21 protein-coding genes and 2 pseudogenes are annotated in these 19,196 nt (G+C 73.3%); 10 read left to right on the forward strand and 13 right to left on the reverse strand.

Annotation, left to right across the window (positions count from 1 at the left end):
* The first annotated feature begins 63 nt into the window (after window positions 1-63).
* The 5 genes from RLT57_RS03950 (at window position 64) to RLT57_RS03970 (ending at window position 2,756) form a co-directional block, all read left to right on the forward strand.
* On the forward strand, window positions 64-375 hold the full coding sequence (locus RLT57_RS03950; protein ID WP_311295965.1) for a hypothetical protein: 312 nt from the start codon (window positions 64-66) through the stop codon (window positions 373-375).
* Between the two features lie 30 nt (window positions 376-405).
* The gene (locus RLT57_RS03955; protein ID WP_311295966.1) at window positions 406-969 is read left to right on the forward strand and encodes a DUF4331 family protein; all 564 of its coding nucleotides are present in this window, start codon (window positions 406-408) and stop codon (window positions 967-969) included.
* Window positions 966-1,430 carry a hypothetical protein gene (locus tag RLT57_RS03960; protein WP_311295967.1) on the forward strand — a complete coding sequence of 155 codons (465 nt, stop codon included), beginning with the start codon at window positions 966-968 and terminating at the stop codon, window positions 1,428-1,430. The genes RLT57_RS03955 and RLT57_RS03960 overlap by 4 nt, the downstream gene beginning before the upstream one ends.
* A 150-nt stretch (window positions 1,431-1,580) precedes the next feature.
* Window positions 1,581-1,751 carry a hypothetical protein gene (locus RLT57_RS03965; RefSeq protein ID WP_311295968.1) on the forward strand — a complete coding sequence of 57 codons (171 nt, stop codon included), beginning with the start codon at window positions 1,581-1,583 and terminating at the stop codon, window positions 1,749-1,751.
* A 159-nt stretch (window positions 1,752-1,910) separates the two neighbouring features.
* Window positions 1,911-2,756: a siderophore-interacting protein gene (locus RLT57_RS03970; RefSeq protein WP_311295969.1), complete on the forward strand. Its 846-nt coding sequence runs from the start codon at window positions 1,911-1,913 to the stop codon at window positions 2,754-2,756.
* Window positions 2,757-2,791: 35 nt separating this feature from the next.
* Here RLT57_RS03970 and RLT57_RS03975 read toward each other — a convergent pair whose 3' ends face one another.
* Entirely contained in the window at window positions 2,792-3,358 is a 567-nt protein-coding gene (locus RLT57_RS03975) for a TetR family transcriptional regulator (protein WP_311295970.1), read from the reverse strand.
* A 122-nt stretch (window positions 3,359-3,480) separates the two neighbouring features.
* Between RLT57_RS03975 and RLT57_RS03980 the strand changes: the two genes are divergently transcribed.
* Window positions 3,481-4,410, forward strand: coding sequence for an SDR family oxidoreductase (locus RLT57_RS03980; protein WP_311295971.1), 930 nt, complete (start codon window positions 3,481-3,483; stop codon window positions 4,408-4,410).
* Window positions 4,411-4,592: 182 nt separating this feature from the next.
* A pseudogene (locus RLT57_RS03985) lies at window positions 4,593-4,963 on the forward strand (amino acid permease); the annotation flags it as partial.
* Between the two features lie 318 nt (window positions 4,964-5,281).
* Here RLT57_RS03985 and RLT57_RS03990 read toward each other — a convergent pair.
* Window positions 5,282-5,881, reverse strand: coding sequence for a TetR/AcrR family transcriptional regulator (locus RLT57_RS03990; protein WP_311300562.1), 600 nt, complete (start codon window positions 5,879-5,881; stop codon window positions 5,282-5,284).
* 273 nt (window positions 5,882-6,154) lie between these two features.
* Here RLT57_RS03990 and RLT57_RS03995 point away from each other — a divergent pair, with 273 nt between their 5' ends.
* From RLT57_RS03995 to RLT57_RS33240, 3 genes and pseudogenes are all read left to right on the forward strand, one after another.
* Window positions 6,155-6,958 (forward strand): urea amidolyase associated protein UAAP1, encoded by an 804-nt coding sequence (locus tag RLT57_RS03995; RefSeq protein WP_311300563.1) that lies wholly within the window; start codon window positions 6,155-6,157, stop codon window positions 6,956-6,958.
* Window positions 6,955-7,605 (forward strand): urea amidolyase associated protein UAAP2, encoded by a 651-nt coding sequence (locus RLT57_RS04000; protein ID WP_311295972.1) that lies wholly within the window; start codon window positions 6,955-6,957, stop codon window positions 7,603-7,605. The genes RLT57_RS03995 and RLT57_RS04000 overlap by 4 nt, the downstream gene beginning before the upstream one ends.
* Before the next feature lie 100 nt (window positions 7,606-7,705).
* A pseudogene (locus tag RLT57_RS33240) lies at window positions 7,706-7,879 on the forward strand (allophanate hydrolase-related protein); the annotation flags it as partial.
* 111 nt (window positions 7,880-7,990) lie between these two features.
* Here the strand turns inward: RLT57_RS33240 and RLT57_RS04005 are convergent.
* The 11 genes from RLT57_RS04005 to pafA all read right to left on the reverse strand — a co-directional run bounded on the left by RLT57_RS04005 (window position 7,991) and on the right by pafA (window position 19,195).
* Window positions 7,991-10,810, reverse strand: coding sequence for a DEAD/DEAH box helicase (locus RLT57_RS04005; RefSeq protein ID WP_311300564.1), 2,820 nt, complete (start codon window positions 10,808-10,810; stop codon window positions 7,991-7,993).
* A gap of 117 nt (window positions 10,811-10,927) precedes the next feature.
* Window positions 10,928-11,815 carry a diacylglycerol kinase gene (locus RLT57_RS04010; protein ID WP_311295973.1) on the reverse strand — a complete coding sequence of 296 codons (888 nt, stop codon included), beginning with the start codon at window positions 11,813-11,815 and terminating at the stop codon, window positions 10,928-10,930.
* A gap of 44 nt (window positions 11,816-11,859) precedes the next feature.
* The gene (gene tatC, locus RLT57_RS04015) at window positions 11,860-12,786 is read right to left on the reverse strand and encodes a twin-arginine translocase subunit TatC (protein WP_311295974.1); all 927 of its coding nucleotides are present in this window, start codon (window positions 12,784-12,786) and stop codon (window positions 11,860-11,862) included.
* A 110-nt stretch (window positions 12,787-12,896) separates the two neighbouring features.
* A complete protein-coding gene (gene tatA, locus RLT57_RS04020) occupies window positions 12,897-13,178 on the reverse strand; it encodes a Sec-independent protein translocase subunit TatA (RefSeq protein ID WP_311295975.1) in 282 nt (93 codons plus the stop codon).
* Window positions 13,179-13,383: 205 nt separating this feature from the next.
* Complete coding sequence (locus tag RLT57_RS04025) at window positions 13,384-13,593, reverse strand: hypothetical protein (protein ID WP_311295976.1); 210 nt, start codon at window positions 13,591-13,593, stop codon at window positions 13,384-13,386.
* Window positions 13,594-13,611: 18 nt separating this feature from the next.
* On the reverse strand, window positions 13,612-13,869 hold the full coding sequence (locus RLT57_RS04030) for a hypothetical protein (RefSeq protein WP_311295977.1): 258 nt from the start codon (window positions 13,867-13,869) through the stop codon (window positions 13,612-13,614).
* Window positions 13,870-13,879: 10 nt separating this feature from the next.
* Window positions 13,880-14,806: a helix-turn-helix transcriptional regulator gene (locus tag RLT57_RS04035; RefSeq protein WP_311300565.1), complete on the reverse strand. Its 927-nt coding sequence runs from the start codon at window positions 14,804-14,806 to the stop codon at window positions 13,880-13,882.
* Window positions 14,807-15,193: 387 nt separating this feature from the next.
* The gene (locus RLT57_RS04040) at window positions 15,194-16,135 is read right to left on the reverse strand and encodes a helix-turn-helix transcriptional regulator (protein WP_311295978.1); all 942 of its coding nucleotides are present in this window, start codon (window positions 16,133-16,135) and stop codon (window positions 15,194-15,196) included.
* 173 nt (window positions 16,136-16,308) lie between these two features.
* A complete protein-coding gene (locus tag RLT57_RS04045) occupies window positions 16,309-16,680 on the reverse strand; it encodes an FKBP-type peptidyl-prolyl cis-trans isomerase (protein ID WP_311295979.1) in 372 nt (123 codons plus the stop codon).
* 49 nt (window positions 16,681-16,729) lie between these two features.
* Window positions 16,730-17,749, reverse strand: coding sequence for an FKBP-type peptidyl-prolyl cis-trans isomerase (locus RLT57_RS04050; RefSeq protein ID WP_311295980.1), 1,020 nt, complete (start codon window positions 17,747-17,749; stop codon window positions 16,730-16,732).
* An 84-nt stretch (window positions 17,750-17,833) separates the two neighbouring features.
* Window positions 17,834-19,195: a Pup--protein ligase gene (gene pafA, locus RLT57_RS04055; protein ID WP_311295981.1), complete on the reverse strand. Its 1,362-nt coding sequence runs from the start codon at window positions 19,193-19,195 to the stop codon at window positions 17,834-17,836.
* Window position 19,196 lies beyond the last annotated feature (1 nt).

The raw sequence follows: 19,196 nt of genomic DNA on the forward strand, positions 1-19,196 counted from the left end.
CCGGGCCGTTCCCGCCCGGCCCCGACGCCGGGAACACCGGGAACACCGGGAACACCTTCAAAAGTGGCCGGTCCTTCGGCCGATCGGGACAGTGCGGCCTGCCGCACCCATCCGCGGGCCCCGCAGGCCGAAGGGGAGTGCGGAACCGGTCTTCCGACCGGGGTCCTCCTCCCCACGGAAAGTTCCTCCACGAGTCCACGCAGAACACCGGCCGGCGTCGGCCGGTGGAAGTCCACCGCGCTGCTGCTGGCGCCGGGCACCGCGGTCGCGGGCGCCGCGCCGGTCGGACCCGGCTCGGAGGTCGGCCAGGCGTCCAGCCACCGCGAGGCGCCGCTGATCGCCTCCGACTTGCAGGTCGGCAACACCGACCTCTGAGCGTTCTCCGGCCCGGACAAGTCCGACACGGTGACGCTGATCGCCAACTGGTACCCCTTCCAGGAGCCCAACGGCGGGCCGGACTTCTACCCGTTCACCACCGACGCGCACTACGACATCAACATCGACAGCCAGGGCACCGGCACCCCGGACCTGGTACACCCTGGATCTCCAGGGCCGCACCACCGAGGCCGAGCAGGCGCTGCGGCGGGCGCCGGAGGGCGCCGCCAACCCGGCCGACCAGGCGCTCTGCCAGCACTACCCGGGCGAACTCGCCTGCAGCACCGGCCATCCCCAGCAGGCCCGGGACCACTACCGCAGCGCGCTCCGCCTCGATCCGACCTACACCGCCTCGGTGGCCGGGTCGGCCCGCGCCGAGGCCGCCCTCGGCCGGATCCCCCGCGCGGTGGCCGACTACCGGACGGCCGTCGACCGGGTGCCGCAGCCGCAGCACGTACTGGAGTTCGGCGAGCTGCTGGAGTCCTCGGCCGGGCCCGGGAGGCCGCAGCCCAGTACGGCGTACTCGAAGCCGAGCAGCGGCTCTTCGCCGCCGACGCCCGCAGCCGCCTCACCGCCGTGCGAGGCCGACGATGAGCCTCAGCACCGGGACCCGCACCAGCGCCGGCACCAGCGGCCACGCCGGGGCCCGCGGCCACGCCGGGGCCCGCGCCCGCGCCGGGGCCCGCGCCGACGGCCCCGCCCGTCCGCGAGCCCGGCGCGCCGCCCTGCTGCCGGCCGGCGTCCCGGCCCTGGTCTGGCTGACCGCGCCCGCCGTCTCGGCCCATCCGCTCGGCGACTTCACCGTCAACCGGTACGACGGACTCACCCTGCGTCCAGGCCACGTCGACGACCTCGCCGTGGTCGACACCGCCGAGATCCCGACGCTTCAGGGCCTGCCCGCGATGGACACCGACCACGACGGCCGGCTCGGCGCGGCCCGAGGCCGCGGCCCACGCCAGGACCGCCTGCGACACGCTGGCCGGCCAGGTCCGCGCCCCCGCCGCTCCGGCCCCGCACGCCCCGTCCTCTCCGCTCCGTCCCGACACCCGAGGTGAACGCCATGTCCTCCGGGCACCGCCGCTTCGCGGCTCCCGTCCTGCTCACCGCCGCTCACGCTGACCTCCTGCGGCGGGTCGGGACCGCCGACCGGAGCGCTCGACACCGGCGCCCCGACACCGCGCCCGGTCTGCCGCCCGCACCAACCGGTGCTGCCTGACCGCGACTACGCCGGCGGCAAGGACGGCAGGCCTCTCGCCGTCCTCACCATGCTCCGCCACTTCACCGCCCAAAGGTCGCTCCCCTCCTGCGGCGGAAGGCCGCCCGCCTCCCGTGACGCCGCCTGGACCCGGCTCTACGCCGACCTCACCCGCTCCTGAACCGGCCTCGCTCCGGGCCCGGCCCAACCCGGCGGCCGGGAGGTCGGTCGCGAGGTCGGTCGCGAAGTCGGTCGCGAAGTCGGTCGCGAGGTCCCCCTGGCCGGTTTCCGACCATCGGTTAGGCTTACCTAACCAGGACCGCGAGAGAACGGGCGCACCATGGCCGACCGACCGCAGCGCAGGACCCGCACGCCCAAGCACGCCACCGTCGTCCGCACCGAGCGGCTGACCCCGCACATGATCCGGGTGGTGCTGGCCGTCGACCCGGCCGCCCCGCTGGAGATCGGCTCCTGCACCGACCACTACGTCAAGCTGCTCTTCGCGCCCGAGGGCGTCACCTATCCGGAGCCGCCGGACCTCGACGCGATCCGCGCCGAACTGCCGCGCGAGCAGTGGCCGCGTACCCGTACGTACACGGTCCGGGCCTGGGACGAGGCGAGCCGCGAACTGAGTGTGGACTTCGTGCACCACGGGGACGAGGGGCTCGCCGGGCCGTGGGCGGCCGCGGTCCGCCCCGGCGAGAGCATCCACTTCATGGGCCCCGGCGGCGGCTACGCACCCGATCCGGCGGCCGACTGGCACCTGCTGGCCGGTGACGAGAGCGCGCTGCCCGCGATCGCGGCGGCGGTGGAGCAACTGCCGCCGGGTGCACCGGCGAAGGTGTTCGTCGAGGTCGCGGGACCCGAGGAGGAGCAGAAGCTGCTGGCCGGCGGCGCGGCGGAGATCGTCTGGCTGCACCGCGCCGACCGGCCGGTCGGCGCGGCACTGGTCGAGGCGGTGACCGCCCTCGACTTCCCCGCCGGTGACGTGCAGGTCTTCGTGCACGGCGAGGCCGGCTTCGTCAAGGAGCTGCGCCGCCACCTCCGGCTCGACCGCGGCGTGCCGCGCGAACGGCTGTCCGTCTCCGGTTACTGGCGGCGCGGCGCCGACGAGGACGGCTGGCAGGCGTCCAAGCGCGAGTGGAACGAGCAGGTCGAGCGGGAGCAGGAGTCCGCGGCGGGCTGAGCGGTCCGCCCGGCCCCGCGGCGGCGCCGCCACGCTCAGCTCCCCGCGGCCACGGCCTTGAGTTCGGCGAGCGACTCCCGCATGAGCTGTGCCAGGTCCTGCTTGCCGGTTCCGTCGGTCCAGCGCCCGAACGCGATCTTGAAGACGGCGATCCCCGCCTCGGCGGTCAGGCTCGCGGCCGGTTCGCTGACACCGCGGCGGCGCAGTGTGTCGGCCAGGGCTGCGGACAGCGACGCGAGCTTGATCAGCTCGCGTTCCCTGAGCTCCGCGTTGGCCGCGATGACGACTTGGCGCTGCCGGGCGAACTCGTGGCGCTCGGCGAAGAGTTCGCCGACGGCGTCGAGCACCGCGGCTATCGCGTCGATCGGCGCCGCGGTGTCCGGGGTGCCGGCCAGGGTGTCGACGAAGAACTCCTGCAGCGGGCCCGCGCCCGCGAACAGCACCTCGCGCTTGTCGGCGTAGTGCCGGAAGAACGTCCGCTCGGTGAGCCCCGCCCGTTTGGCGATCTCCGCCGCGGTGGTCTGGTCGAACCCGCGCTCGCGGTAGAGCTCCATCGCCGCCCGTTCCAGCCGGCCGCGCGCGTCCGGCTCCCATCGACTCATACCCGGATCCTACGCGATGGCAGCGGCTGACATCGAGTGCTACGGTTGATGACAGCATCTGACATCGACTCTCCCGGCGCGAGCCCGCGACGGGGGCGGTCGACGCACCCGGAGGTCTTCCCATGCGTGTTTTCGTCACCGGCGCGTCCGGCTGGATCGGATCCGCCGTCGTCCCCGAGCTCATCGGCGCGGGTCACCAGGTCGTCGGTCTCGCCCGCTCGGACGCCTCGGCCGCCGCGCTCACCGCGGCCGGGGCCGAGGTACGGCGCGGCACCCTGGACGATCCGGAGGCGCTGCGCGGTGCCGCCGCCGAGTCGGACGGCGTGATCCACCTCGCGTTCAAGCACGATCTGGCCTTCTCCGGGCAGTTCGACGACGCCACCGCCGCGGACCGGCGGGCGATCGAGACGTTCGGCGAGGCGCTCGCGGGCAGCGAGCGGCCGTTCGTGATCGCCTCCGGGACGCTCGGGCTCACCCCCGGCCGGGTGGCCACCGAGCAGGACAGGCGCGAACCCGAGTCGGCGCCGCTCCCCGGCGGGCCGGCGGCACGGCTGGGCAACGCACACCTGACGCTCGCCCTCGCCTCCCGCGGTGTCAGCTCGTCCGTGGTGCGGCTCGCCCCGACGGTGCACGGCGAGGGCGACAACGGCTTCGTCGCGACGCTGGTCGCCATCGCCCGCGACAAGGGCGTCTCGGGCTACCTCGGCGACGGGGCCAACCGCTGGCCGGCCGTGCACCGGTACGACGCCGCGCAGCTCTTCCGGCTGGCGCTGGAGAAGGCCCCGGCGGGATCGGTCCTGCACGGGATCGCCGAGGAGGGGGTGCCGGTCCGGTCCGTCGCCGAGGTGATCGGGCGGCATCTCGGGGTGCCGGTGGTCGCGGTCTCCGCCGAGAAGGCGGGTGCGCACTTCGGCTGGATGGCCGGCTTCCTGGGCGCCGACAGCCCGGCGTCGAACACCCGGACCCGTGAACTGCTGGGGTGGCAGCCGACCCGGCCCGGCCTCATCGAGGACCTCGACAAGGGGCACTACTTCAGCAGCCCGTCCGCCTGACCGGCCGTCACCCCTCCCCCACCGGGCCGGGCGGCGGACCGGACCGGAACGCCGGTGCCGCTCGGCATGCGGCGGCTGTGTGAGGAGTTCGGCCCGTGGCGGACACGGACGTGTCATCGGTGGGTAACACCCGCTCCCTCGTTTCTTTCGCTCGACAGGAACACGTGACAGGGGTCACCCCCATGACCGCCACCGCACCGTCCGTCCGTCCCGACCCGCCCGACGGCCCGACGGCCCGGCCGGCGACGGCCCGGCCGGCCTGACCGGCTTCGGCTACCGCCAGGAGCTCCACCGCACGCTCGGCCGCTCCGCGTCCTTCGCGGCCGGCTTCTCCTTCATCCCCGTCCCGACCGCCGTCTCCCGGTTCTTCGCCTTCGGCTACTCCTTCGGCGGCTCCCCCTTCTTCTGACCTGGCCCGCCGCGCTCGCCGGCCAGCTCCTCATCGCCCCCCTGCTCCGCCGAACTCGCCGCGCGCTACCCGATCTCCGGCGCCGTCCACCAGTGGTCGAGCCGGCCCGGCGGCAGGGTCTCCGGCTGGTACGCCGGCTGCGTTCCGGACTCCCGTCCGGCACCGACGAGTCGGGCAGCCCCCCCTTTTTCGCTGGGCCGTTTTCGCGTCCCGGTCAACGCCCCGGCCCTCCTGTGCGGCCTCGCCATGACCGTCGGCCTCGCCTGGCCCCGCGCCGCCGTCTACGACCCGTCGGGCGGCCGTGGGTACTTCCTGTGGCTCACCCTGCTGTTCCTGCTGGTCGTGGTGGCACTGGGCCTCCGCTGGCGGACGGCGCGGGCACGGCGCGGAGTCCTCCCCACGCCGGGTCCCGTCCGCGGCACCTCCCGTTTCCGCCCGTCCCCATCCGCGCCCGCGGTCGTCCTAGGACCCGTCCCGGAGGCGGGCGAGGGCGTCGGGGCCCACGCCCGCGATGCGGAGGGCGGCGTCGGCCGCGGCGGCGGCCGTGACGGGGACGGGTCGGGAGGGGGTGGCACGGTGGACCAGGATGAGGCCCTCGACCAGGGCGAAGAGAAGGTCGGCGCGCAGGGCGAGGTCGGCGGGGGTGAGGGCGGCGCCGGGGGCGGTGGCCGACAGGAGGTCGGCGTAGGCGGCCTTGAGGGCGGTACGGGCCCGGTGGAAGCCGGCGAAGCGGGGGGAGGCGACCTCGGGGAGGAGGTAGAGGGCGCCGAGGTTGTGCGGGCCGGCGCACAGGAGTTCCGCGTCAGAGCGGCACAGCTCCCACAGGCGGAGCTCAGCGGGGCGGGTGTCGTCGGCGATCAGCACCCGGGCCAGGTCGAGGGACGGGGTGACCGTGCCGTCCAGGAGTTCGGCGAGCAGGTCCTCCTTGCCGCCGACGTAGTGGTACATCGACGCCTGCCGCATACCCGCCCGTTCGGCCAGCGCCCTGGTCGTGGTGGCGGTGTACCCGCGGGTGGTGAAGAGCTCGGCCGCCGCCGCGAGCAGCTCCTCCCGCGCGCTCATCCCGCTGTCCGGACGCTGCTGTGCCCGCGGCCGGCCGACCCGTCTGCTGTTGACGCTCACCGACTGATCGTCGCACAGCCCGTGGCCAGTGCAGCCCCGCCCGTCCCGTGAGCACCCGGTAACCCCGCCGCAACCCCCGGGCAACCGGGTCGAAGTCACCGCCGCCTACTTTCTGTCGGACGACAGAAAGTCACCCGCCGAGCCGGACCGGAGGTGTGTCGCACCGTGGCGACGAGAAGCACCAGGACATCGAAGGCGGCGTCGAGAGCCGCGATGACGACGGACACGGCCCACGCCGCCCGCGACCACGCCCGCGCCCAGGCGCGCGGTCGGACCCGCGGCGGCGCGATGCCGACCGTGCCCGCGCCGGACGGCCTGCTGTGGGCCGAAACCGTCGCGGGCGGCGGCTACACCCACAAGACACTGGCCCGCGGCACCGAACTGCGCCTCGCGGACCCCACCGGCGACGCCTGCGCCCACCTGCTGCTCTTCGTCGACGGCCGCCCCTGGGAGCGGCTGAACACCGCCGACACCGCCAAGGTCCAGTGGAACGCCTACCTCGGCGCCGGCCAGCTCCTGCTGTCCGACCAGGGCCGGGTCCTCGCCTCCCTGATCGCGGACACCAGCGGCCGGCACGACACGCTGTGCGGTACGTCCACCGCGGTCCGCAACCAGGCGCGCTACGGCGACGGTTCACCGCACGGCCGCACCCCCTCCGGCCGCGAGCTGTTCAAACTGGCCGCCGCCAAGCACGGGTTGGCGCCCCGCGACCTGCCGCCGTCGCTCTCCTTCTTCCAGGGCGTACGCGTCGAGCCGGACGGTGTCCTGGAGTTCATCGGCTCGGCCGGCCCGAACACCGCCGTGGCGCTGCGGGCCGAGCAGCCGCTGACCGTGCTGCTGGCGAACGTGCCGCACCCGCTCGACCCCCGGCCGGCGTACACCTGCGGGCCGTTGGAGGTACGGGCCCGGCACGGCAGCCCGACCGCGCCGAGCGACCCGCTGTGGGACACCACCCCGGAGGGCCGCCGCGCCTTCCTCAACACCGCCGAGTACCTCGCCGCCAGGGGGATCGCGTGACCGCCGGCACCGGCACCGTGACGACCGTCGAAGCCCGCGCCCCCTGGTCGGCGGTGATCCCGGCCGGGGCCCTGCTCACCATCACCGACCTGCACGGCAACCAGACGGTGGACTTCCTCGTCTACGACGCCCACGACACCGCCGTCCGCTACAGCGCGCCCGACACCGTCCACGCCCAGGGCAACATCTTCCTCACCACCGGCAGCGTGCTGCTCTCCAACGAGCACACCCCGCTGATGACGGTGGTCGCCGACACCTGCGGCCGGCACGACACCATCGGCGGCGCCTGCTCCAAGGAGTCCAACACCCTGCGCTACGGCCACCGCACCTGGTCGCAACACGCCTGCGTGGACAACTTCCTGGCCGAGGGCGCCCGTTGGGGGCTCGGCAAACGGGACCTGGTGAGCAACGTCAACTGGTACATGAACGTGCCGGTGGAGGACGACGGCACCCTCGGCATCGTGGACGGCATCTCCGCCCCCGGCCTCGAAGTGGTGCTGCGCGCCGAGACCGACGCCCTGGTACTGGTCTCCAACTGCCCCCAGATCAACAACCCCTGCAACGGCTTCGACCCGACCCCGGTACGGATGACGGTCACACCGGCCGGCGAGGCCGCGACCGCCCTGGCGGCGGTGGCGCGCGCATAAGCCGCGACACCCCGACGCCCCGGAACGCCCCGCGCTCGCCGGACACCCCGCCCGCCCCGGCCGGCCCCTTCGACACCCTGCTGATCGCCACCGGGGCGAGATCGCCGTCCGGATCATCCGTACCGCCCGCCGCATGGGGCTGCGCACGGTCGGCGCCCTCCCCCGCCCGATGGCGCTGGTCAGCGTCGAACCCGCCGGCGGCACCGCCGTCCCCGGCTTCCTCTGCGATCCGCAGGCCCTCCAAGGCACCGAGGACATCACCGGGTACGGCGGCTGGCGCGCCTACCCGGTGGCCCGCCCGGCACCCCGACGGGCCACGTACCGCGGGCGACCGGGTGGCCCCCAGCCCGTCGGGCCGGGCCCGCCGGACGGCCGCCCCCAGGGCTCACCCCACCGAGGAGTACGCCACCACTCCGCGCAGCAGGCCGTCCACCGCGCGCCGGGAGTTGCGCCGCACCGGGCTGTTCTCCGGCGCCGCGTTGCCGATCTGGCCGAGGACGTCGATCAGCTGCTTGCACCAGCGTACGAAGTCGCCGGCCGGCATGTCGGCGTCGGACAGCACCGAGTCCAGACCGTGGCCGGACGCCCAGCGGTACGCGGCCCAGGCGAAGCCCAGGTCGGGCTCGCGCTGGCCGACGCCCTCGGTCTGGCTGATCCCGTGGTCCTCCTCCAGGGCGTCGAGCCGGCCCCAGATGCGGACCATCTCGCCCAGCGCGTCCTTGGCCCGGCCGGTCGGCAGCTTGGGCGCCACCGCGTCGTCGGAGTTCCGCGACTCGAAGACCAGCGCGGAGGCGCAGCCGGCCAGTTCGGCCGGGCCGAGGCCGTCCCACACCCCGTCGCGCAGGCATTCGCTGGCCAGCAGGTCGAGTTCGCCGTAGAGCCGGGCGAGCCGGCGGCCCTCCGGAGTGACCTTGTCGCCTTCCAGGTAGCCGAGTTCGGTGAGCACCGCGCAGACCCGGTCGAAGGTGCGGGCGATGGTGTTGGTCCGCCCCTCGATCCGCCGCTCCAGCTGGTGGGTGTCGCGGCGCAGCCGGTGGTAGCGCTCGGCCCAGCGGGCGTGGTCCTCGCGCTCGTCGCAGCCGTGGCAGGGGTGCGCGCGGATCGCGGCCCGCAGCCGGGCGATCTCGTTGTCGTCAGCCGCCGCCGAGCGCTGCCTGCGGTGCCTGGCGGGCTCCGCCCAGCCCGCGGTGCCGGCCTTGCCGCGCATCGCGGAGGCCAGGTCGCGGCGGGACTGCGGGCTGCGCGGGTTGAACGACTTGGGGATCCGCATCCGGTCCAGCGCCTCCACCGGCACCGGGAAGTCCATCTGTCCCAGCCGCTTGACCTGCCGTTCCGCGGTGAGCACCAGCGGCCGGGGCCCGTCCTGGTACTCGTCGAACCGCCGGCCGTCGGACCGCCCGGCCGGGATGCCGGGCTCCAGGACCAGCGCGAGGCCGGCGTACTTGCCGGCCGGCACCTGGATGATGTCGCCGGGCTTGAGCTTCTCCAGTGCCTCCGAGGACGCCGCCCGGCGCTGGAGCGCGCCCTGCCGGGACAGTTCGGCCTCGCGCTCCTTCAGCTCCCGCCGCAAGGTCATGTACTCGTCGAAGTCGCCGAGGTGGCAGGTCATCGAGCCCTTGTAGCCGTCGAGCCCCTCCTCGTTGCGCTGCACCTGCTTGGAGATGCCGACCACCGAGCGGTCCGCCTGGAACTGGGCGAAGGAGGTCTCCAGCAGTTCGCGGGACTTGTGCCGCCCGAACTGGCCGACGAGGTTGACCGCCATGTTGTACGACGGCTTGAAGGACGACCGCAGCGGATAGGTGCGGGTGCCGGCCAGGCCGGCGACGATCGCCGGGTCGAAGCCGCGCTGCCACAGCACCACCGCGTGGCCCTCGACGTCGATGCCGCGGCGCCCGGCCCGGCCGGTGAGCTGGGTGTACTCGCCGGGGGTGATGTCGGCGTGGGTCTCGCCGTTCCACTTGACGAGCTTTTCCAGGATGACCGTACGGGCCGGCATGTTGATGCCGAGCGCCAGCGTCTCGGTGGCGAAGACCGCCTTGACCAGGCCCTGGACGAAGAGCTCCTCGACCACTTCCTTGAACGTCGGCAGCATGCCGGCGTGGTGGGCCGCGATGCCGCGCTCCAGGCCCTCCAGCCACTCGAAGTACCCGAGCACGTGCAGGTCCTCGTCGGGGATGGCGCGGGTGCGCTCCTCGACGACCGCCCGGACCCGGGCCCGGTTCTCGTCGCTGTTCAGCCGCAGGCCCGCCTGCAGGCACTGCTGCACGGCGGCCTCGCAGCCGGCCCGGCTGAAGATGAAGGTGATCGCGGGCAGCAGCCCCTCGGAGTCCAGCCGCTCGATGACCTCCGCCCGGCCGGGGGTCCAGGTCCGGCTGCGGGCCCGCCGCTCCCGCTCGCGGTCGGCCTCCCGGCCGCGCTTGGCCCGCGGGTGGTAGGTGCGCTGGTTCTCCTCGCGGGCCAGCCGCAGCAGGTCCGCGCTGACCTCGCGCCGGCCGCGGTTGTCGGTGGCGCCGGCCCGCTCCTCGAACAGGTCGTACATCCGGCGGCCGGCCATCACGTGCTGCCACAGCGGGACCGGGCGGTGCTCGGAGACGATCACCTGGGTGTCGCCGCGTACCGTGTCGAGCCAGTCGCCGAACTCCTCGGCGTTGGAGACCGTCGCGGACAGCGACACCAGGGTCACCGACGGCGGCAGGTGGATGATCACCTCCTCCCACACCGCGCCGCGGAAGCGGTCGGAGAGGTAGTGCACCTCGTCCATCACCACGTAGCCGAGGCCCTCCAGGACGGCGGAGTTCGCGTACAGCATGTTCCGCAGCACTTCGGTGGTCATGACGATCACCGGGGCGTCGCCGTTGACGCTGTTGTCGCCGGTGAGCAGGCCGACCTTGTCGGCGCCGTAGCGCTGGGCGAGGTCGTTGTACTTCTGGTTGGACAGTGCCTTGATGGGCGTGGTGTAGAAGCACTTGCGGCCCTCTGCGAGGGCGAGGTGGACGGCGAACTCGCCGACGATGGTCTTGCCCGACCCGGTGGGCGCGGCGACCAGGACGCCGCTGCCGGCCTCCAGCGCCGTGCACGCCTCTATCTGGAACGGGTCGAGGCCGAACTCGTACAGTTCGCGGAACCGGGCGAGTGCGGTGGCGTTCTCTGCGGCGCGGCGCCGGCTGGCGGCGAAGCGCTCGGCGGGGGACATCTCTTCGGTCATCTCGTCCATGAGCCTACCCGTCGGCACCGACACGGCGCGTGATCTTATGGGCCCGAGGTGGGATCCCCCGGGGCAACGTTGACGACACCGACGGTCCCTACCCCCTTCCGGCCGTCCTCACCCCAGCAACCGCACCGCCCGCGGCACGGTCTCGGCGACCAGCGGCAGCGGTCCGACCGGCTCGCCGTCGGCGTATCCGGTGACGCCCTCGGCCGCCAGCCGGACCCGGGCGGCGCGGTGCACGGTCACCGCCGGGTGGGCGGGGTGGGTCCCGCGGTAGACCCGCGGGAAGACCCGCAGCAGCGTCGTACGGCTGCACGGCCCGACCACACACACGTCGAAGAGCCCGTCGTCCATCCGGGCGTCGGCGCAGATCCGCATGCCGCCGCCGTAGGAGGAGCCGTTGCCGACCGCGATCAGGGTGGCCTCGATCTCCCGCTCCGGGGCGTCGTCGAACCGGACCCGGTAGCGGATCGGGCGCAGCGCGGCGAGTTCGGCGAGCATGGCCACGTCGTACCGGTAGCGGCCGGTGGGCCACCGCATCCGGTTGCCGCGGTCGTTGACCCGGGAGTCGAAGCCGGAGGCCAGCACCGTACCGAACCAGCGGTCGCCGATCCGGCCGAGGTCGAGGACCCGGGTGCGGCCCTCGCGCAGCGCCCGGCCGATGGCGGTACCGGCCGCGGCGGGGTCCTTGACCGGCAGTCCGGCGGCGCGGGCGAAGTCGTTGCCGGTGCCGGCCGCGACGACGCCCAGCGGGGTGGCGGTACCGGCCACCGCCTGGAGGGCGAGGCCGACCATGCCGTCGCCGCCGACCGCGACCAGCCCGTCGGTGCCGTCGGCCACCGCCTGCCGGGCCCTGGCCAGGGCGTCCGGCGGGTCCGCGCCGGCGACGACCCGCACGGAGCAGCCGGCGTCGCGCAGCGCGCGGGCGGCCGGCCCCGCGGCGCGCGTGGCCCGGCCGCGGCCCGCGGCGGGGTTGACGAGGAGGGTGATCTCGCGGGTCACGGCCGGACCCTATCCCGGAACGGCCGCCCGCGGCCCGACCGGGATCAGGTCGCGTCGTCGAAGTCGCCGCCACCGCGCCGGTCGGACTCGCTCAGCGGCGCGGTGGAGACCTGCTCGGGGATGTGGCTCAGCGCGGACGCCTCGTCCGGGTCGAGCGCGAAGTCCGGGTCGGCCGCGCGGCGGCGCAGCTTGCGGGAGTCGTTGAAGAAGCAGATGCCCATCGCCACGAAGTACAGGAAGACGATCGGCGCGGCCAGCAGGCACATGGTGAGCGGGTCGCCGGTGGGGGTGGCGACGGCGGCGAAGACGGTGATGCCGATCACCATGCCGCGCCACCAGCCGAGCATGCGGCGGCCGGTGACCATGCCGGTGAAGTTCAGCAGCACCAGCACCAGCGGCAGCTCGAAGGCCATGCCGAAGACGATGACCATCCGCGCGATGAGGTCGAGGAAGTCGTCCAGCGGCAGCAGGTTGGTGGCGTCCTCCGGCACGAAGCCGATCATGATCTTCGCGGTCTGCGGCAGGATCGCGTACGCCAGCGCGGCGCCGGCGAAGAACAGCGGCACACCCGCGCCGACGAAGCCCAGCGTGTAGCGCTTCTCGTTCTTGTGCAGGCCGGGCGCCAGGAACGCCCACAGCTGGTACAGCCAGACCGGTGAGGAGACGACGACGCCGGCCATCAGCGAGACCTTCAACGCGATGGAGAAGCCGCCGAGCAGACCGCTGACGGTCATCGCGGCACACGGCTGCCCGTTCTTCTGCACGATCGCGCCGTGCTCGCAGCCCACCGACTTCAAGATGGGATGCTGGAAGAAGTGGATGATGTCCTTGTAGAAGAACGCCGCCACGATGGTCACGGCGATGATCGCCAGGACCGACTTCAACAGCCGGTTGCGCAGTTCGCGCAGGTGGTCCGCGAGGGGCATCCGCCCCTCGGGGTCCCTCTCCTGCCTGCTGGCGGTCTTGAGCACCCACGTCCTCGTCTCGTACGGCAGCCGTCAGTGGCGCGCGCCGGCCTGGGTCCAGCACCAGCGGGCCGACCGCCCCGAGCGGCGGGCGGTCCTGGTCGTCGGTCTCGGGATCAGCCCTGCGCGGAGGTGCGGTCGGCCGGCTCGGCCACCGGGCGGGCGCTGGCGGTGTCACCGGGCGCGGCCTGGATGGTACGGGCCGCGACCTGCTCCGGCGCGGGCTGCGCGGTGGCCGGGGCGTCACCGTCGTTCTTCATCGCCTTGGCCTCGCTCTTGAGAATGCGGGCCGACTTGCCGAGCGACCTGGCGACGTCGGGAAGCTTCTTGGCACCGAAGAGGACGACGATGACGAGAAGGATGAGGACGATCTCGAAGGGCTTGAGATTGCCGAGCATAAAAGGTCTACCTTCTCACCGGGGCGGCGTGGTCATTGCTGCTTCGTAGCCGGGCGCCGGACGGATGGCCGACCGCCGCGCTGGCTGTGATCGTAGCGCGCACCGGTGAACACCGGGGAATGCTCCGGGGTCCACCTGATTACGGCCCCCGCCGCGCTCCTTGTCGGGCCGCCCGGCCAGACTACCCCGGCCCCGCGCCGGCGCGTCAGGCCCGGTGTCGGGAGATGTCGCCGGCCCGCCCGGCCACCGGCTCCGCGGCCCGCCGCAGCCGCTCGCTCGCCCGGGTCAGCGCCTCGGTGCCGGCGGCGACCTCGCGGGCGAGGTCCTGGACGGCGAGAAAGACCCGGACCGCCGGTACGGCCAGCACCAGGAGTCCGGCGGTCGACAGTCCGACGCAGAGGAAGAGCCACCACATGGCCGGCAAGCCTACCGGTCAGGGGGCGTGCAGCCGCATCGTGCGGACGCCGCCGTCGGTGAGCAGCTCCACTATCCGCTCACCGGCCGGTTTGCGGACCGCCTCGCCGCACTCGGGGCAGGTGAAGGAGTAGAAGGTGGTGCGGGGCGAGCCGCCGATGGCCAGCCGCAGCGCGCCCGCGGTGAGTTCGAAGCTCTCCCGGCAGTGCGGGCAGCCGGCCCGGAACAGCGCGGGCCGGCTGCCCGCGGACGGCGGCGGGGCGGTGCTGGTGGTCATCGTGGGTGCCTCACTCCCCGTAGGCGGCCAGGGCCTGTACGGCCGCGTCGCGCGCGCCCCCCGCCAGTGCGGCGGGGGACACGATCCGGCCGTCGCGGCCGAGCCGCAGTGCGAGCCGCCGCAGCGAGCCGGGGTCGGGGGTGCGCAGGGTGATCCGCAGGTCCCCGCCCGGCAGTTCCTCGGCGCTGTCGTGCGGATAGTACTCGGCGACCCAGCGGCCGCCCGGCCCGACCTCGATCACCACCTCCGGGTCGTCGCCGGCCGGCTGCACCAGGCCCTGCGAGAGGTCGCGGGGCTCCAGCCGGGGCGGGTCGGACGGCTCGTCGAGCAGTTCGATCTCCGCCACCCGGTCGAGCCGGAAGGTGCGGCGGTCCTCGGAGAGCCGGCACCAGCCCTCGAAGTAGGTGTGGCCGACGGCGAACAGCCGGATCGGGTCCACCGTGCGCTCGGTGAGGGTGTCGCGGGCCGGCGAGTAGTAGCGCATCCACAGCGGCCGGCGCTCGGTGATGGCGCGGTCGACGGTGGCGAAGACGCTGCCCTCGGACTCGAAGGTCACCGACAGCTGGGCGCTGGAGCCGGCCGCCTCGCCGGCCGCGGCCTCCAGTTTGGCGGCGGCCCGCAGCAGTGCCTGGCGGTCGCGGTCCCGCAGGCCGGGCAGGTTGGCCACCGCTCGGGTGGCGACCAGCAGGGCGGTGGCCTCGTCGGCGGCCAGCCGCAGCGGCTGCGCCACGTCGTCGGCGGTGCCGGGGTTGTGCCACCAGATGCGTTCGCCGTCGGTGTCGATGTCCAGCAGGTCGCCGCCGCGGAAGCTGGTGCCGCACAGCGGCAGGACGTTCAGGTCCCCGATCAGCTCCGCCTCGGTCACCCCGAACGCCTGCGCCACCTCGCTGACCCGCGCGCCGGGCCGCTCCTTCAGATAGGTGACCAGGGACAGCATCCGCCGGGTCTGGTCGATCGCGTTGCTCACCGCGTGTCCTCGCTCTCCGCCGGGTGCCGCCCGCGGCCGGCCGCGGCTCCGCCGGCCGGTCCCGGAGCCGTCGCCGTCCTGTCCGCCGCCGCCCCGCCGGCCACCGGGGTCCGCGGCCCCGCGGTCCGGGCCGCCGGGGTCCGCGCCGCCACGCGTCGGGGGGCCGGAATGCGGGCCACCACAGATCGGGTGGCCGCGCGTCGGGCGACCGGGGTCCAGGTCACCACGCTCCGGATGGCCGCGCGTCGGGCCACCGCCGTCCCGGGTGTCGTGACCGTCCCGGCCGTTCCGCCCGTCCCCCGCGCCGGCCGCCGCGCGGCGGCCTCGCGTGCCTCGCCCACCATGGCGGAACCCCCTTCAGCCCTTGGCCACGGCGCGCAGCCGTTCCAGCACTTCGGCGCGCAGCTCCTCGGGGGCCAGCACGACCACGTCCGGGCCGAACTCGGCCAGCCAGGCGTCGAGGCCGTGGCCGTAGGGGATCTCCAGTTCGTCCCAGTCGGCGTCCACCGGGGTGGTGGTGACCGCCCGGGAGCGCAGCGGGTAGCCGCTGTCGCGGCGCAGCCGGATACGGGCGGTGGCGGCGGTGGCACCCTCGCCGGCCCAGCGGGCGACGGCCTCGCGGACGTCGACGTGGTCGGGGACCTCGGCGACGAAGGGGCCCCGGCTGCGGACCTTCCCGCTGATCCGGGAGAGCCGAAAGACCCGGACGGCGCCGCGGTCGCGGTCGTGCCCGGCGACGTACCAGTGGCCGCGCCAGCACTCCAGCGCCCAGGGCTCCACCAGCCGGGGCTCCGGACGCACCGCGTTGGCCTTGCGGTAGTCGAAGGAGACGGCGCGCCGCTCACGGGTGGCGAGCATCAGCCCCTCGAAGGCCGGTTCGGGGGTGGGGATACGCGGTTCGAGCACGCTGCTGGCGGCCTCGTACGGCACTCCGGCCGCGCGCAGCTTCTGCAGTGCCCCGCTGGCCGCCTCGGCGAGCCGGGCCTGCTGCCACACCTTCGCGGCGAGTCCGAGGGCCGCGGCCTCCTCGGGGTCGAGGGCGATGTCCGGCAGCCGGTTGCGGTCACTGCGGGCCAGGTAGCCGAACTCGCCGTCGATGCTCTCCACCGTGTCGATGACCAGGCCGAGCTCGCGCAGGTCGTCCTTGTCCCGCTCGAACATCCGGTTGAACGACTCGTCGGAGGTGACCTCGTGGTAGGCCTCGATGGACGCGCGCAGCTCACGCTTGCTGACCGGGCGCCGGGTGTTCATCAGGCACAGCGCCAGGTTCATCAGCCGCTCGGCCTTGGCAATCGCCATCCCGCACCCTCCGCTCGCCGTGCACGGTCGAACCTATCGCTCCCGGCTGCGCGAACCCAAGCCGAGCGGGCGTGGCGGGTGACGGCAAAAGGGGTCCGGGTCCCGGGTCCGGAGGCCGGACCGGGGTCCCGCCGGACGGCGGGACCCCGGTGCCGACCGGCTGCCGCCGCGGCTCAGACCGCGATCAGGTCGCAGACGAAGATCAGCGTCTCGCCGGGCTTGATCGCGCCGCCCGCGCCGCTGTCGCCGTAGGCGAGGTGCGCGGGGATGATCAGCTGGCGCCGGCCGCCGACCTTCATGCCCTGCACACCCTGGTCCCAGCCGGCGATGACCTGGCCGACACCGAGCTGGAAGCGCAGCGGCGCGCCGCGGTTCCAGCTGGCGTCGAACTCCTCGCCGGAGGAGAAGGCCACTCCGACGTAGTGGACGGAGACGGTGTCCCCGGCCTTGGCGACCTCGCCGTCGCCTTCCCAGATGTCCTTGATCTCCAGGTCGGCCGGCGGTTCGCCACCCGGGAAGTCGATCTCGGGCTTTTCGATGCTCACGTGGGTACTCCTCGCGATGTGACAGGCAACCGGGACAGTCTTGCAGACCTCACAGGAGGGCCAGGATGTCCAGGGTGAAGACCAGCGTGGAGTTGGCCGGGATGCCGTTGTTGGCCTGGTTGCCGTAGGCCAGGCCGGGCGGTGTGACCAGCATCACCCGGCTGCCGACCTTCTTGCCCGCCAGCCCCTGCTGCCAGCCCTTGATGAGCTGGGCGAGCGGGAAGGCGGCCAGCTGGCCGTGGGCGTAGGTGGAGTCGAACTCCTTGCCGGTGTCCCACAGCACGCCCTTGTACTGGAGCAGCAGGTTGTCGGTGGCCTTCACCACGGCGCCGTCGCCTTCGAGGACGTACTCGGCGACCAGTTTGGTGGGGGCCTTGGCGCCCTTGGGCACCGTGATGACCGGAGCCTTGCCGTCGGTGTTGGCGCCTACCTTGGGCAGGCTCGCGTCGTTCTGGGCGGCGGCCTTGCCGGTGGCCGAGCTCTTGGCGTTGAAGCGCTCCAGCACGTCCACCACGAAGACCAGGGTGTCGGTGCCCTTGATGCCGGCCTGGGCGTTGCCGGAGCTGCCGTAGCCGAGGGCCGGCGGAATCGCCAGCTCCACCCGGCTCCTGACCTTCTGGCCGAGCAGGCCCTGGTCCCAGCCGGGGATGACCTTCCCCTGACCGATGACGTTGGTGTACGGGCCGCGGCCGAAGGAGGTGTCGAAGACCTTGGCGGTGTCCCACACCTGGCCGAGGTAGTTCACCTGAACGAAGTCGCCGGAGGCGATCGCGGGGCCGTCCCCCTGGATGACGGTCTTGACCGCGAGGTCCTTCGAGGGGGTGCCGCTGCCCTTGGCGACGGTCGGCTTCTTGTCGAAGGAGGTGCCGCCGGTGACAGCCGGTACCGGGCCGCTGACGATCTTCGCGGTGGGGGTGGCGGAGGCCGAGGGCGTACCGGTCGGCGAGGCGGTGTCCGAGGGGGAGTCCGAAGGTGAGGAGGCCGCGTCACCCGAGCTGTCCCCACTGCCGCAGCCGGCGGCGGTAAGCATGAGCGCGGGCACGGCGAGCAGTACGGAACGTCGGCGCACGGGGTTCCTCGTTCGGTTCGCAGGGGGTGGGGCAGGCGGTCTCGGATTCCGCCGCCCCACACCCTACGGGGTGCGCTCGCGCCGTCACATCCCGGCGATCAGCTTCTCCACCCGGTCGTCGACCGACCGGAACGGGTCCTTGCACAGCACCGTGCGCTGCGCCTGGTCGTTGAGCTTGAGGTGCACCCAGTCGACGGTGAAGTCCCGGCGCTGCTCCTGCGCGCGGCGGATGAAGTCACCGCGCAGCCGTGCCCTGGTGGTCTGCGGAGGCACCGACTTGGCCTCGAAGATCTTCAGGTCGTTACAGATTCGCTTGGCCTGGCCCTTGCGCTCCAGCAGGTAGTACAGGCCGCGGCGGCGGTGGATGTCGTGGTACGCGAGGTCTATCTGGGCGACCCGCGGGTGGGACATGGTGATGTTGTCGCGGTTCCGGTAGCGCTCGATGAGCTGGTACTTCATCACCCAGTCGATCTCGGTGCCGATCTTGGCGAGGTCGCCGCTGCCGATCGACTCCAGGGTGCGGCCCCACAGCTCCAGGACCTGCTCGATCACGCCGCTGCGGATGCCGCGGCGCTCGCAGAACTCGACCGCCTTGGAGTAGTACTCGTGCTGGATGTCCAGTGCGGACGCCTCGCGGCCGGAGGCCAGCCGCACCTTGCGGCGGCCGGTGATGTCGTGGCTGACCTCGCGGATGGCCCGGATCGGGTTCTCCAGGGTCAGGTCACGCATCACGGTGCCGGCCTCGATCATCCGCAGCACCAGGTCGGTGGCGCCGACCTTGAGCAGCATGGTGGTCTCGGACATGTTGGAGTCGCCCACGATGACGTGCAGCCGGCGGTAGCGCTCGGCGTCGGCGTGCGGCTCGTCGCGGGTGTTGATGATGGGGCGGGAGCGGGTGGTCGCGGAGCTGACCCCCTCCCAGATGTGCTCGGCGCGCTGGCTGACGCAGAAGACCGCGCCCCGGGGGGTCTGCAGTACCTTGCCGGCGCCGCACAGCAGCTGCCGGGTGACGAGGAACGGAATGAGGATGTCGGCCAGCCGGGAGAATTCCCCGTGCCGGGCGACGAGGTAATTCTCGTGGCAGCCGTAGGAGTTGCCGGCCGAGTCGGTGTTGTTCTTGAAGAGGTACACATCGCCCGCGATGCCCTCCTCGTGCAGGCGCCGTTCGGCGTCCACCAGAAGACCTTCGAGGATGCGTTCGCCGGCCTTGTCGTGCGTGACGAGTTCGGCGACGTTGTCGCACTCCGGAGTGGCGTACTCCGGGTGCGAGCCGACGTCGAGGTAGAGGCGGGCACCGTTGCGGAGGAAAACATTGCTGCTTCGGCCCCATGACACGACACGGCGGAAGAGGTACCGCGCCACCTCGTCAGGGGACAGACGCCGCTGTCCCCTGAACGTGCATGTGACGCCGTACTCGTTCTCCAGCCCGAAAATGCGGCGGTCCATG

The sequence above is a fragment of the Streptomyces sp. ITFR-21 genome, from assembly GCF_031844685.1.
GTDB lineage: Bacteria > Actinomycetota > Actinomycetes > Streptomycetales > Streptomycetaceae > Actinacidiphila.

What these genes read in the sequence shown, in the direction of transcription:
- tatA (WP_311295975.1), bottom strand. Translation starts at nt 13,178, where the DNA reads ATGCTCGGCAATCTCAAGCCCTTCGAGATCGTCCTCATCCTTCTCGTC.
- RLT57_RS04040 (WP_311295978.1), bottom strand. Translation starts at nt 16,135, where the DNA reads ATGGCGATTGCCAAGGCCGAGCGGCTGATGAACCTGGCGCTGTGCCTG.
- pafA (WP_311295981.1), bottom strand. Translation starts at nt 19,195, where the DNA reads ATGGACCGCCGCATTTTCGGGCTGGAGAACGAGTACGGCGTCACATGC.
- RLT57_RS04030 (WP_311295977.1), bottom strand. Translation starts at nt 13,869, where the DNA reads ATGACCACCAGCACCGCCCCGCCGCCGTCCGCGGGCAGCCGGCCCGCG.
- RLT57_RS03960 (WP_311295967.1), top strand. Translation starts at nt 966, where the DNA reads ATGAGCCTCAGCACCGGGACCCGCACCAGCGCCGGCACCAGCGGCCAC.
- RLT57_RS03980 (WP_311295971.1), top strand. Translation starts at nt 3,481, where the DNA reads ATGCGTGTTTTCGTCACCGGCGCGTCCGGCTGGATCGGATCCGCCGTC.
- RLT57_RS03990 (WP_311300562.1), bottom strand. Translation starts at nt 5,881, where the DNA reads ATGAGCGCGCGGGAGGAGCTGCTCGCGGCGGCGGCCGAGCTCTTCACC.
- RLT57_RS03970 (WP_311295969.1), top strand. Translation starts at nt 1,911, where the DNA reads ATGGCCGACCGACCGCAGCGCAGGACCCGCACGCCCAAGCACGCCACC.
- RLT57_RS03995 (WP_311300563.1), top strand. Translation starts at nt 6,155, where the DNA reads ATGACGACGGACACGGCCCACGCCGCCCGCGACCACGCCCGCGCCCAG.
- RLT57_RS04025 (WP_311295976.1), bottom strand. Translation starts at nt 13,593, where the DNA reads ATGTGGTGGCTCTTCCTCTGCGTCGGACTGTCGACCGCCGGACTCCTG.
- RLT57_RS04035 (WP_311300565.1), bottom strand. Translation starts at nt 14,806, where the DNA reads ATGCTGTCCCTGGTCACCTATCTGAAGGAGCGGCCCGGCGCGCGGGTC.
- RLT57_RS04005 (WP_311300564.1), bottom strand. Translation starts at nt 10,810, where the DNA reads ATGACCGAAGAGATGTCCCCCGCCGAGCGCTTCGCCGCCAGCCGGCGC.
- RLT57_RS03975 (WP_311295970.1), bottom strand. Translation starts at nt 3,358, where the DNA reads ATGAGTCGATGGGAGCCGGACGCGCGCGGCCGGCTGGAACGGGCGGCG.